The organism is Micromonospora sp. DT231, assembly GCF_049847025.1.
In the GTDB taxonomy this organism is placed as follows: domain Bacteria; phylum Actinomycetota; class Actinomycetes; order Mycobacteriales; family Micromonosporaceae; genus Micromonospora.
In genome coordinates, this window is record NZ_JBNCNO010000001.1 from 813,046 (window position 1) to 825,820 (window position 12,775).

The 12,775-nt window shown below is 73.5% G+C and carries 13 protein-coding genes; 11 read left to right on the forward strand and 2 right to left on the reverse strand.

Translation table 11 applies throughout. The features are described from left to right. Positions 1-85 precede the first annotated feature (85 nt). From ACPXBU_RS03575 to ACPXBU_RS03610, 8 genes are all read left to right on the forward strand, one after another. Positions 86-1,096, forward strand: coding sequence for a Gfo/Idh/MocA family protein (locus ACPXBU_RS03575; protein ID WP_425756369.1), 1,011 nt, complete (start codon positions 86-88; stop codon positions 1,094-1,096). Beyond that, entirely contained in the window at positions 1,089-2,177 is a 1,089-nt protein-coding gene (locus tag ACPXBU_RS03580; RefSeq protein WP_393373336.1) for a zinc-binding dehydrogenase, read from the forward strand. The genes ACPXBU_RS03575 and ACPXBU_RS03580 overlap by 8 nt, the downstream gene beginning before the upstream one ends. Before the next feature lie 55 nt (positions 2,178-2,232). Next, positions 2,233-4,038 (forward strand): ABC transporter ATP-binding protein, encoded by a 1,806-nt coding sequence (locus tag ACPXBU_RS03585; protein ID WP_425756371.1) that lies wholly within the window; start codon positions 2,233-2,235, stop codon positions 4,036-4,038. 74 nt (positions 4,039-4,112) lie between these two features. After that, positions 4,113-6,404, forward strand: a complete 2,292-nt coding sequence (gene secA2 / locus ACPXBU_RS03590) for an accessory Sec system translocase SecA2 (protein WP_425756373.1) — start codon at positions 4,113-4,115, stop codon at positions 6,402-6,404. Positions 6,405-6,583: 179 nt separating this feature from the next. Beyond that, positions 6,584-7,324, forward strand: a complete 741-nt coding sequence (locus ACPXBU_RS03595; RefSeq protein WP_425756375.1) for a GAF and ANTAR domain-containing protein — start codon at positions 6,584-6,586, stop codon at positions 7,322-7,324. Between the two features lie 316 nt (positions 7,325-7,640). After that, positions 7,641-8,132 carry a DUF2231 domain-containing protein gene (locus tag ACPXBU_RS03600; RefSeq protein ID WP_393373346.1) on the forward strand — a complete coding sequence of 164 codons (492 nt, stop codon included), beginning with the start codon at positions 7,641-7,643 and terminating at the stop codon, positions 8,130-8,132. A gap of 132 nt (positions 8,133-8,264) precedes the next feature. Next, positions 8,265-8,459, forward strand: coding sequence for a helix-hairpin-helix domain-containing protein (locus tag ACPXBU_RS03605; RefSeq protein ID WP_357254085.1), 195 nt, complete (start codon positions 8,265-8,267; stop codon positions 8,457-8,459). A gap of 351 nt (positions 8,460-8,810) precedes the next feature. Then, entirely contained in the window at positions 8,811-9,569 is a 759-nt protein-coding gene (locus ACPXBU_RS03610) for a class I SAM-dependent methyltransferase (protein ID WP_425756378.1), read from the forward strand. Between the two features lie 101 nt (positions 9,570-9,670). Here the strand turns inward: ACPXBU_RS03610 and ACPXBU_RS03615 are convergent, their stop codons facing one another. Together ACPXBU_RS03615 and ACPXBU_RS03620 are read right to left on the reverse strand one after the other, a co-directional pair. Further along, positions 9,671-10,621, reverse strand: a complete 951-nt coding sequence (locus tag ACPXBU_RS03615) for a DUF3500 domain-containing protein (RefSeq protein ID WP_425756379.1) — start codon at positions 10,619-10,621, stop codon at positions 9,671-9,673. A 32-nt stretch (positions 10,622-10,653) separates the two neighbouring features. Next, positions 10,654-11,046 carry an ankyrin repeat domain-containing protein gene (locus ACPXBU_RS03620; protein ID WP_393373358.1) on the reverse strand — a complete coding sequence of 131 codons (393 nt, stop codon included), beginning with the start codon at positions 11,044-11,046 and terminating at the stop codon, positions 10,654-10,656. 227 nt (positions 11,047-11,273) lie between these two features. Here ACPXBU_RS03620 and ACPXBU_RS03625 point away from each other — a divergent pair, with 227 nt between their 5' ends. From ACPXBU_RS03625 to ACPXBU_RS03635, 3 genes are all read left to right on the forward strand, one after another. Further along, complete coding sequence (locus tag ACPXBU_RS03625; protein WP_425756382.1) at positions 11,274-11,651, forward strand: signal peptidase I; 378 nt, start codon at positions 11,274-11,276, stop codon at positions 11,649-11,651. Between the two features lie 109 nt (positions 11,652-11,760). After that, the gene (locus ACPXBU_RS03630) at positions 11,761-12,216 is read left to right on the forward strand and encodes a cysteine dioxygenase (RefSeq protein ID WP_393373364.1); all 456 of its coding nucleotides are present in this window, start codon (positions 11,761-11,763) and stop codon (positions 12,214-12,216) included. A gap of 46 nt (positions 12,217-12,262) precedes the next feature. Then, complete coding sequence (locus tag ACPXBU_RS03635) at positions 12,263-12,751, forward strand: rhodanese-like domain-containing protein (RefSeq protein WP_393373367.1); 489 nt, start codon at positions 12,263-12,265, stop codon at positions 12,749-12,751. Positions 12,752-12,775 lie beyond the last annotated feature (24 nt).

Below are 12,775 nucleotides of genomic sequence, written 5' to 3' on the forward strand. Positions count from 1 at the left end.
CGTTCCCAGGTGATGAACGTTTGATTGCGCGCACCCCAGGGGACTGCTCCCGGCGCAGGATGAAAGGTCTTCGAAGGGATGTCGAATGCGTGTATGCCGGGTGGGTCTGGTCGGAGCCGGTGGAGTGGCACAACGGCACGCGCGGGTGCTGGCCGGCTTCGACGACGTCGAGCTGGTAGCTGTCACCGACGTCACACCGGAGGCGGCGTCCGCGCTGGTCGGGCGGCACGGCGGGCGAGCCTGCGCCGACGTCGCCGAGGTACTGGCCACCGGCCCGGACGCGGTCTACATCTGTGTGCCGCCGTTCGCGCACGGTCCGGCGGAGGAAGCCGTGATCGAGGCCGGCGTGCCGATGTTCGTGGAAAAACCCGTATCGGTCGACCTGAGTACCGCCGAGCGGATCGCCGACCTGGTCGCCCGCAGCGGGCTGCGTACCGCCGTCGGCCACCACTGGCGTTACCTGACGGTGCTCGACGAGGCCCGCGAACTGCTCGCCGACCGTCCGGTGCGGATGGTCAGCGGCGCCTGGCTGGACAAGGTGCCGCCGGTGGCGTGGTGGTCGCGGCGGGACCGCTCCGGTGGCCCGGTGGTCGAGCAGGCCGCGCACGTGCTCGACCTGATCCGCGTGCTGGCGGGGGAGGTCACCGAGGTCACCGCGTACGGCAACGGCACCCCGCCGCCTGTCGACGGCGCCGACATCGACTCGGTGACCACCGCCGCCCTGCGCTTCGCCGACGGCGCGGTCGGCACACTCAGCGCCGCCTGCGTGCTGGGCTGGAAGCACCGCGCCGGCCTGGAGATCCTCGCCGACGGGCTGGCCCTGGCGCTGAGCGAGGACGGCCTGTCGATCCGGGACGCCGACGGGGAACGACACGTCCCCGCCGACCCGGACGCCGCCCGGGTGGCGGTGGACCGCGCCTTCGTCGACGCCGTCCGGGGCGTCGGCGACGACGTGCGCGTCCCGTACGCCGAGGCCCTGGCCACCCAACGGCTGGCCCTCGCGGTGGCCGACTCGGCCCGTACCGGCGCGACCGTCCGACTCGCCGCCCCGGGCCTGCCGGCGGCCGTCGGCACGGGGGTGACCGTCGATGCGTGACACGGTCGTGGTGGTCACCGGCCCGGGCCGCGTGGAGCTGGTGGAGCAGGACGCCGCCCCGCTGCGCCCCGGCACGTTCCGGGTCGAGACGCTGTTCAGCGGCGTCTCGGCCGGCACCGAGCTGAGCTACGTCAAGGGCACCAACCCCTACCTCAACGTCACCTGGAACGCCGACCTGGGGCTGTTCCAACCGGGAGCGGCGAGCACGCCGTACCCGGTGACCCGACTGGGCTACATGCAGGTCGGCCGGGTGGTGGAGAGCGAAACCCCGGCCGTCGCGGTGGGCACGGTCGGCGCGATGACCTACGGGCACCGCACCGGCTGGCTGGCCGACCCGGTCGCCGAGCGGTTCGTGGAGCTGCCCGACGACCTGGACCCGCTGCTCGGCGTCTACGTCGCGCACATGGGCCCGATCTGCGCCAACGGCCTGCTGCACGCCGCCGCCGACCTGCACGGCGTCGACGTGCGCGCGCTCGGCGACGGGGTCCGCGGCCGGCGCGTCGCCGTGGTCGGCGCGGGAGTGGTGGCGCTGCTGACGGCGCTGTTCGCCCGACGCAACGGCGCTGCCTCGGTGGTGGTGCTCGACCCCACCCCGCACCGCCGGCAGATCGCCGAGGCGCTCGGTCTGGAGACCCTCGACCCGGACGCGGACGACCCGGCGGTCGTGCTCAAGACCCGGTGGGCGCACACCGCCGGCGACCGGGGCGCCGACGTGGTGTTCCAGTGCCGGGGGCAGGCGTGGGCGTTGCAACTCGCCCTGCGGCTGCTGCGGCCCCAGGGCACCGTCATCGACCTCGCCTTCTACCAGGGCGGGGCGGACGCGGTCCGGCTCGGTGAGGAGTTCCACCACAACGGCCTGTCGCTGCGCTGCGCGCAGATCGGCCGGGTGCCGCGCGGACTCGCCCCCACCTGGGACCGGGAGCGGCTCTCCGCCGAGACCGTCGATCTGCTCCGCGCCTACGGAGACGTGATCCGTAAGCACGTCGTCTCCGCGGTGGTGCCGTTCGACGAGGCGCCGACCCTGCTCACCGACCTGGCCGAGCGTCGCCGCCAGGAGCTACAGGTGGTGCTCTCCACCTGAGCGGCCGCGCCGGACCGGGCACCGCGGGGTGACCGGGCCGGTTACCGTTCGCGGGATGAGCGCCTCAACGCACCGGTCGGCCGGTGGCACCTCGACGGACCGGTCGGCCGGTGGCACCGCCGGGGGTCGCCCGGCCGGTCTGACCGCGATGCTGCCGTACCTGCGGGAGCATCGCGGCACCCTGGTCGTGGTGGGTGTGCTGTCGCTCGTCGGCGCGGCGGCGTCGCTGGCCCAACCGCTGCTCACCCGGTCGGTGCTCGACCGGATCAGCGCCGACGAGTCGGTCTCCGACCTGGTGGCGGTGCTGGTGTCCCTCGTGGTGCTCGCCGCGGCGATCGGCGGGCTGCGCGACTATCTCCTGCAACGCACCGCCGAAGGGCTGGTGCTGGGCACCCGGCGGCGGCTGGCCGGGCACCTGCTGCGGTTGCCCATCGCCGAATACGACAGCAGGCGCACCGGTGACCTGCTCTCCCGGGTCGGCTCGGACACCACCCTGCTGCGGGCGGTCGTCACCGCCGGGCTCTTCGAGACGGTCACCGGAACGGTGATGGTGGTCGGTGCCGGCACCGCCATGGTGCTGCTCGACCCGCTGCTGTTCGGCGTCACCCTGCTCGGGGTGGGGCTCGGGTTGGGCTTCGCGGCCACCTTCGCCCGGCGGGTCCGGGCGTTGGCCCGCACCGCCCAGGAGCGGATCGGGGAGATGACCTCGGCGGTGGAGCGGGCCATCTCGGCGGCCCGGACCATCCGGGCCAGCCGGGCCGAGGCCCGGGAGACGGAGGCCGTCACCGGCAGCGCCCGGGAGGCGTACGAGGCGGGGCTGCGGGTGGCCCGGGTGCAGTCGCTGATCGGGCCGATCGGCTCGCTCACCGTGCAGGGCGCGTTCCTGCTGGTGCTCGCCATCGGCGGCGCTCGGGTGGCCGCCGGGGCGATCACCGTGGGTGACCTGGTCGCCTTCGTCATGTACCTGTTCTTCCTGGCCCTGCCGCTGGCCCAGGTGCTGCGGGCGTACACCCAGTTGCAGTCCGGCCTGGGCGCCCTGCAGCGGATCGAGGAGATCCTGGCCGTGCCGGCGGAGGGCGCGGCGGACCAGCCGGCGTCGGCCGTCGTGACGGCGACCCCGCGCGTCCCCGCCCCCATGATCGAGTTCGACCGGGTGGGGTTCGGCTACCCGGGCGGCGAGCCGGTGCTGCGCGAGGTCAGCTTCGCGGTGCCCGCCGGCACCCGTACCGCGCTGGTCGGGCCCTCGGGCGCCGGCAAGTCGACGCTGCTCGCGCTCGTCGAGCGCTTCTACGAGGTGAGCGCCGGGGCGGTCCGGATCGACGGCAGCGACGTGCGGGACCTGCCCCGCGACGCGCTGCGCGCCCGGCTCGGCTACGTGGAGCAGGAGGCCCCCGTGTTGGCCGGCACGCTGCGGGAGAACCTCCTGATCACCACCCCCGACGCCACCGACGACAGGTTGCGCGGGGTCCTCGACGAGGTCAACCTGAGCCACCTGGCGGACCGCACCGCCGAGGGCCTGGACGTCCAGGTGGGCGAGGGTGGGGTGCTGCTCTCCGGGGGTGAGCGGCAGCGGCTGGCCATCGCCCGCGCGCTGCTCGCCAGCCCGCCGGTGCTGCTGCTCGACGAGCCGACGAGCAACCTCGACTCGCGCAACGAGGTCGCGCTGCGCCGCGCCATCGACGCGGTGGCCGTCCGTCGCACCCTGTTGATCGTGGCGCACCGGCTCGCCACGGTGGTCGACGCCGACCAGATCGTCGTCCTCGACGGCGGTCGGGTGGTGGCCGTCGGCACCCACGCCGAGCTGGCCGCCACCGACCCGCTCTACCGGGAATTCGCAGCCCATCAGCTGCTCGTCGGCTGACACCGTCGGATCGGAGTCAACTTGCCGGCGGCCGGGCCGCGCAAGCCGCTTCGAATCGCGTACCGTTGCCGCTCATGGGTGTGTCGCAACGGTTCAAGAGCAAGTTCCGGCGGTTCCTCCAGCGCCCCGGCTCGACCGTGGATCTTGCTCCGCTGGAGAAGCTGCTGCCGACGATCGAGGCGCGCGAGGATGACCTGGCCGCGCTCGACGACGCCGAGTTGACCGAGGCCGCGGGCGCCGCCGTCGGCTACGAGGAGATCTGCGCCGTCGGCCGTGAGGCCGCCCGGCGGGGCCTCGACCAGCGGCCGTACGACGTGCAGCTGCTCGGCGCGATGGCGCTGCTCTCCGGCAAGGTCGCCGAGATGGCCACCGGTGAGGGCAAGACGCTGACCGCCACGATCGCCGCGTACGGGCACGTCCGGCTCGGCAACGGGCCGGTCCACGTGCTCACCATCAACGACTACCTGGCCCGCCGCGACGCCCAGTGGATGGAGCCGGTCTACACCCTGCTCGGCCTGACCGTGGGCTGGGTCAACGAGGCCTCCACCCCGCAGGAGCGGCGCGACGCGTACGCCTGCGACGTCACCTACGTCTCGGTCAGCGAGGCCGGCTTCGACTATCTGCGCGACCAGCTCGTCACCGACGTCGACGACCGGGTGCAGCCGGCGCTGAGCACCGCCATCGTCGACGAGGCCGACTCGATCATGATCGACGAGGCCCGGGTGCCGATGGTCCTCGCCGGCGCGGTGCCGGGCGAGCAGGACCCGGTGCACGCCGCCGCCGCGCTGGTCCGCGGGCTGCGGAAGGGCAAGCACTACACGGTCGCCGAGGACGGGCGCAGCGTGGCGTTCACCTCCGCCGGCCTGGCCGCCGTCGAGGCCAAGCTCGGCATCGACCTGTACGACGAGGAGCACGTCACCCAGCTCTCCGCGGTCCACGTGGCGCTGCACGCGCACGCCCTGCTCAACCGTGACGTGGATTACATCGTCCGGGACGGTTCGGTCGAGCTGGTCGACGAGATGCGCGGCCGGGTGGCCCAGCGCCGCCGCTGGCCGGACGGGCTCCAGGCCGCGGTCGAGGCCAAGGAGGGCCTGGACGCCACCGCCGAGGGCGAGGTGCTCGGCACGATCGCCGTGCAGGCGTACATCGCGCTCTACCCGAAGGTCTGCGGGATGACCGCCACGGCCGTGCTGGTCGGCGACCAGTTGCGGGAGTTCTTCGACCTCGAGGTCGCGGTGATCCCGCCGAACACCCCGTGCATCCGCGAGGACGAGCCGGACCGCATCTACGCCACCCGGGCGGAGCGGGACGAGGCGCTGATCGACGAGATCCAGCGCTGGCACGCCAAGGGGCGTCCGATGCTGATCGGCACGCTCGACGTCAAGGAGTCCGAGAGCCTGGCCGCCGGGCTCAACGCGGCCGGGGTGCCCTGCGTGGTGCTGAACGCCAAGAATGACGACGAGGAAGCGGCGATCATCGCCGAGGCCGGCGCGTACGGTGCGGTGACCGTCTCCACCCAGATGGCCGGCCGCGGCGTCGACATCCGGCTCGGCGGCAGCGACCAGAGCGACCAGGAGCGGGTCACCGAGCTGGGTGGGCTCTACGTGATCGGCAGCGGCCGACACGACAGCCGCCGGGTGGACGACCAGTTGCGCGGTCGGGCCGGCCGGCAGGGCGACCCGGGCGGCTCGGTCTTCCTCGTCAGCCTGGAGGACGACCTGGTCGTCCGGCACGCCGCCGACGCGGTTCCGCCGTCGCCGCGGATGAACGCCGACGGCCTGGTCACCGACGAGCAGGTGGACTACGCGGTGGAGCACGCCCAGCGGGTCGCCGAGGGCGTCAACCACGAGATCCACCGCAACACCTGGCGCTACAGCGTGGTGATCGAGCAGCAGCGCAAGGCCCTCGCCGCACGGCGGGAGCGGCTGCTGACCAGCGACGTGGCCGCGGTGATGCTGCTGGAGAAGGAGCCCGAGAAGGCCGGCGAGATGGACGAGGACCTGCTCGCCAAGGCGGCCCGGTCGATCGCGCTCTACCACCTGGACCGGCTCTGGGCCGAGCACCTGGCCGAGCTGTCGGAGGTCCGCGAGGGCGTGCACCTGCGCGCGCTGGGCCGCCTCGACCCGCTCGACGAGTTCCACCGGGCCGCCGTGCCGGCGTTCAACGACCTCGTTCCGGAGATCGAGGCCCGCACCATCGCCACCTTCAACGAGACCGAATTCGACGAGGACTGGCAGCCCGACGACGGCACCCTGGTCCGGCCCACCGCCACCTGGACCTACCTGGTGCACGACAACCCGTTCGGTTCGGAACTCGACAGGTTGATCGCCTCGATCGGTAGGCGACTCAGCGGCGCCTCGCGCTGACGTCCGCAGTCGGGCCCCTGTCACCGCGCGTCCGGGTGGCAGGGGCTCCGATTTGCGTCGTTTCGACCCTGGTTTCGCCGGGTAGTAGCACTGATCGGTTGAGGCGGAAGAGAGCAGACGATGACACAGGTGACGATGCCCGCTGGGCAGGCGCGAGGGTGCACGGAGGCTGCGAACCGGTGAACCTCGACACGCGGGAACCGGTGGTGCAGAGTCTCGGCGTCCTGGAAACCGCCGCACTGTTGCGGGAACTGACCGCCGGCCTCATCGCGCTTAACGACTTCGACGAGGCGTTGCTGGCGTTGGTCCGGGTCACCCGGGACGCGGTCGCCGGTGTGCGCTGGTGCGGGTTCACCGCCCTGCGTGCCGGCGAACCGGCCGGCGTGGCCGCCTCCGACGAGCGGCTGGCCGGCCTGGACGACCTGCGGCACGGGCCGGATTCGCCGGCGATGAGCGCGATCCACCGCCGGGAGATGATCCTCGCCGTCGACCTGGCCGCTGAGCAGCGCTGGCCGGTCTGGACGGCGCGCGCCCGCGACCTCGGCGTACACGGGGTGATCTCGGCCCCGGTCGACATCGACGACCAGGTGATCGGGGCGATCAACCTCTACGCGGGTTCGCCCCACGTGCTCACTCCGCAGCACCAGTTGACCGCGATGCTGCTCGCCGAACACGCCGGCCTGCTGCTGGCCGCCGTCCGCGACCGCGGCCGACAAACCGCTCTCGCCGGGGAACGCGACGCCGCGCTGCTCCAGGACGGGGTGGTGGGCCAGGCCATCGGCGTGATCATGACGCAGCGCGGGTGCCCATCGGTCGAGGCCCTGGAGGTGCTGCGTACCGCCGCGTCGTCCTTGGACATCCCGCTGCGCGAGGTGGCCGAGCGACTGATCCGAACGGTCTCGCGCCAGCGCGACACCTGACCGCCCACCGCCCGCTTGCTGCGGCCGCCGCCGCCCGCTCGCGTGCGCCGCCCGCCCGCGTGCCGCGGCCGTCCGCCGGGCCATCGTCTGCTTGCGGGCGCTGATCGACTCGGGTTCCTTGATGTCGGGGTGTCCGGGGCTCGCCGATGGGCCGGTTTCCCGGAACCCGAGTCGATCATCCGTTCCGGCCGCGACGGGGTGGGCCAGGGATGCCCGTTCTCCCCGCCAGCGGCGAGTCGGGCGGCATCGTTTCACGGTGAGTGCTCTCGGGTAGCACTCTGGGTCAGGTGCGGTGCGCCGACCCGGGGGAGGACCGATGCAGAGTCGTCTACGGGTGCGGGGCCACCCGATCCAACCGATGCTTGTGACGTTCCCGCTCGGGCTCTTCGTGAGCGCCGCCGTCTTCGACCTCACCGACGTCCTCGGCGGGCCGGCGTTCCTGGGTGAGGTCGGCTACTGGACGGCCGTCGCCGCCCTCGTCGCCGCGGCGCTGACCGCCGTGGCCGGCATGGTCGACCTGTGGGACGTGCCGGGTGACCGCACCCGCCGCATTGCGGTCACCTTCAATCTGGTCAACACCGCGATGGCCGCCATGTTCCTCCTCGCCTGCCTGGTCCGGTCGCACTCCCCGCAGCGCGGCGCGTCAGCCGCGATCCTGATCACCGAGCTGGTCGCGTTGGCTGTCGGCGGGGTCGGCGTGCACCTGGGCGCCCAGCTGATGCGCCAGTTCGACACCGGCCGCGCCGAGGCCGGCGGCCTGGACACGCTCGCCGGCTCCACGGTGGAGATGACCCGCCCACGCCCCTGACCGGACCGGGCCCAAGCTCCTGACCGGATCGGGTCCACCTCCCTGACCGGGATCGGGTCCCGCCGCCCCCTGGCCGGATCCGGCCCGCCGCGGCGCGCCGGTCGTGTCGGAGGTGCTCATTACTATCCGCGAATGACCTCGCCGCTGGACACACTTCCGAAGATCGGCGCGCCCGCGACGCGCGCCCTGCACGGTGCCGGTTACACCACCCTGCGCCAGCTCGCCGGCGTCCCCCGGTCGGACCTGGCCAAGCTGCACGGCATGGGGCCGAAGGCGCTCGGCATCCTCCAGGCCGCCCTCGAAGAGCACAACCTCGGGCTCGGCTGAGACCCGCCCCTGCCAGTCGACACCCGTGACGCCCGCCAACGCCGCGCTACCGCCGGCCCGCCGCGATCGAGAGACGTAGCCCGGGCCGGACCAGCCCCCGTCCGCCCGGCTCCCGCAACGCCGCCATTGCCGTCGCCCGCTGCGGCTGCGTCGTGATCGCTGAACCTGCCCGGCCTCCGTCCGGCTCCCGCAACGCCGCCATTGCCGTCGCCCGCTGCGGCTGCGTCGTGACCGCTGAACCTGCCGGCTCGGCTCGGCCTGCCGCGCTTGCCCGGTCCGGCGAGGCCTGTTCGGCCGGGCCGTGGGCAATTGGGTTGCCGGCTGGGTGGCCGGCCGGCGAGGCTGATCGCCGTGAACGCCAAGGATGATGCCGAGGAGTTGATCGCGCAGGGCGCGGCCGCGCCGGTCGAGGGTTGGGGGTTCGGGTGGCTTGCCGGCCGGGCCACCGAGGAGCGTCCACCCTGGGGGTACGCGCGGCTGGTCGCTGACCGGATGGCGCGCGCCGACGCGGCACTGGACGTGGACACCGGCGGTGGGGAGGTGCTCGCCGAGGTACCGCGTCCGCCGAGGCTGCTGGCGGCCACCGAGGGCTGGCCGCCGAACGTGGAGGTTGCCCGGCGGACGCTGCGCCGGGTGGGCGCCACGGTGGTGGCGGTCGCTCAGGAGGGGCCGTTGCCGTTTCGCGACGCCTCCTTCGACCTGGTGGTCAGCCGGCACCCGGTGCGTACCGACTGGGCGCAGACGGCGCGGGTGCTGCGACCGGGTGGCACGTTCCTGTCGCAGCAGATCGGGGCGGGCACCATGCGGGAGTTGAGTGAGGCGATCCTCGGCCCGCTGCCGCCGCCGGCCCTACGGCACCCCGAGCACGCGGTTGCCGCTGCCGAGGCCGCCGGCCTGCGGGTGGTGGATCTGCGTCGGGCCACCCTGCGCGCGACCTTCGCCGACGTCGGGGCGGTGGTGTGGTTTCTGCGCAAGGTGATCTGGACGGTGCCCGGGTTCACGGTCGACCGCTACCGCGACCAACTGCGCGCCCTGCACGACCGCATGGTCAGCGAGGGCCCTTTCGTGGCTCACGCCCAGCGCTTCCTCATCGAGGCCACCCGCCCCTGACCCCAAAGCCCCGTCGATCATGGAGTTGTGCTGCCGAACGGAAGCCGCGCACCGGGCAAGCCACCCACCACAACTCCGTGATCGACGCCAGGTGAGGGCTGTTAGTGGGGTTGGGTCCGGTGGTGGGTGGCCAGGATGTCGGCGCCGAAGTCGCTGGCGGGGCGGCGCAGCACGGTGTGCGCGTGGTTGCCGTCGGCGCTTGTGTTGTCGTACTCGATCAGCAGGTCGTCGCCCTGTACGCGGTAGTAGTGCCGTTGGCCCGGGGTTGTCGGGCCGGCCCAGGCGAAGTGCAGGTGGCCGGCGTCCAGTCGGGCCGCCTCGCGGATGGCCAGTTCGGGTGGCAACCGGTCCAGGTAGACCGCGACCACCTGGTCGAGCAACGCGCGGCCGGTCGGCCCCAACCGGTCCGCCGGCACGCCGAGCGGTTCCAGCAGCCCGTCGACCCGTCCACGGGTGGCGCTGATGATGTCCGCCGGGGCCTCGTCGGCGATGATCGCGGCGCCCCGCTCGGCCGGCCCCAGGGCGTCGAGCAGTGCCCGGGCCAGATCCTCTTCGACACCCAGCGGCCGGGAGACCGGGCGGCCGGCGTACCGGACCGCGGCCGGGTTGGCGCCGAAGAAGATCGGTGCGGGGGAGACCTGGTCGTCCACCACCGTCATGGTGACCGACAGGTGGTGTCCTTCCAGCCGCCACCCCCAGCGGTCGTCGCGCGCCGGATCGCCGAAGACGGCCACCCAGTAGTCGCCGCTGTGCCGCCCGCGCTGCCAGTCCTCGGCCCGGTCGAGCACCTCCTCCAGGGAGATGATCGCCATCGCCTGCGCGTACGCCGAGGGGCTGAGCGCGGTGGCCAGCAGCCGGTGCGCGGCCTTGCGGCCGGCGACGTCGAGTGCGGCGAGGCAGACACCGGGCCGGGGCCGGGGCCGGTATTCCAGCCAGCGTCGGGCCGACTCGTCGTCGAACGGGTGCACGGCGCTGTCGCGGGCGGCGGGGTCGAGCGCGGCCAGCAGCGCGGTGCCGGCGGTGCGCATCTGCTCGGGCAGAGGATCTTCCACCGACCCTGTATACCGGCCGGCCGGCGTCGCTGTCAGCCGGCGCGCAGCAGCCGCGTCATCTCCGGCAGGTCGAAGAACGCCGCGGTGTCCAGGGCCGACGGGTTACCGTGGGCCGGGTCGGCGCCGGCGGCGAGGAGCGCGCGGACCGCCTCGGTGCTGCTGCGGAAGACCGCGGCGGCCAGCGCGGTCTGACCCCGGTCGTTGGCCCGGGTGTGGTCGGCGCCGCGACTGAGCAGGGCGGCCACCGTGTCCGGGTGGGCGTGGTACGCGGCCAGGATCAGCAGCGTGTCGCCCTTGTCGTTGGTGAGGTTGACGGGCAGGCCGGCGTCCAGTTGCGCGGCCAGCTCCTCGGTGGAGCCGGCCCGGGCCAGGTCGAACATCCGGTGGGCGAACGCGAGCGTCTCGGCGTCGAGGTGGTCGGTCACCGGTCCAGGCTAAGGCATGTTTCATCAGAACTGGCCGGCCTGCGGCGGGCCCGGACGACGACCGGCGGCGTTGCGGTTTCGCCCGGATACAACACCGGTATCCGAACGAAACCGCGCCTTGCCGGATCGCCGCCCGGACTCCGCCTCGGCTCGACCGCCCTCATGAAACAGGCCTTGGTCGCCGTGGTCCTGATAGGTTGCTCGGCCGGCGCGCTGGGGAGGGTCCGATGGCGGAGACGGTGTATGTGGGCAACGCGGGTGTCGACGGCGCCGCCGACGCCGGTTGGCTGCTGGGGTACTTCGTGCCGCCGGGGGAGATCCGGCACAGCACCGAGGTCGAGGTGAAGTGGGGTGTGCATCCGCCCGGGCAGGCCCGGTCGCGGTGGGCCACCGGCGAGCGGCGAACCACTCTGCTCGTCCTCGTCGAGGGGTGTTTCCGGGTGGAGTTGCCGGACCGGACGGTACGGCTGGCCGCGCCCGGCGACTACGTGGTGTGGGCCCGCGGGGTGGACCACTCCTGGTTCGCCGAGCGGGCGTCGGTGGTGCTGACCGTGCGGTGGCCCTCCCTGCCCGGTTACCGGGTGGATCCTCCGGTGCTGCGCTGATCCTCGGAGGTGGACCGGCGTCCCACCAGTCGGTATTACCTACTAAACCTATAGGCTTTACCGTCTAGAGTACGAGGGCACCCCGCCGAACGACCCGCGAGGAACCGCCATGACGCACCGCCGCCCGGAGCCCGACCTGCGCACCGTCGCCGCCCGGTGGGCCGACCCGGCCGGCTGGCCGGTCGCGCTGCGCTTCGACCCCGCCGAGCGCTGGTACGCGCGCCTCGACGTCGGCGACGACCACGAGGTGTGGGCGCTGAGTTGGCTGCCCGGGCAGGGCACCGACCTGCACGACCACGGCGGCTCCGCCGGGGCGTTCCGGGTCGTCGACGGCGCGCTCACCGAGGAGACGATCAGCGACGGTCGGCTGCGCCCACGGCTGCTGCCCGCCGGCACCGGTCGCCGCTTCGGCCCCCGACACGTGCACCAGGTGACCAACCGGGGGTCGGTGCCGGCGGTCAGCGTGCACGTCTACCGGCCGGCGCTGCTGCGGATGACCCGCTATCACCTGATCGACGGACGGCTGCGGGTCGCCGAGGTCGCCGAGGCCGGCCGGTCCTGGTGACCGCCGGCCAGCCACGATCCATACCTGTCACCGGAGGGAACCCATAATGCAGCTAACCGCCGAGCACCGCCCGGCCCCCGTGCCGCCGCCGGGCTCTCGGGGCATCGACGAGATCCTGGGCGCCGCGCGTGCCCGCCTCCACCGGCTGGACCCGGAGCGGGCGCACCTGGCGTACCGGGCCGGAGCGCTGCTCGTCGACATCCGTCCGGCCGCGCAGCGGGCCGCGCACGGCATGGTGCCGGGCTCGCTCGTGGTCGAGCGCAACGTGCTGGAGTGGCGCTTCGACCCGCGCTGTCCGGCCCGCCTGCCAGAGGCTGTCGACTACGACGTGCCGGTGGTGGTCCTCTGCCAGGAGGGCTACACCTCGTCGCTGGCCGCCGCCGCCCTGCAGGACATCGGCCTGCACCGGGCCACCGACGTGGCGGGTGGGTTCGCCGCCTGGCGGATCGCCGGCCTGCCGGCCCTCGGGCCGACCCCGCTGCACCGCACCACCCCTCTCGCGCCCCCGGTCAACACCGGGCGAGCCCGCCACTGACCGCCACGCCGTACCCGGCGTGGC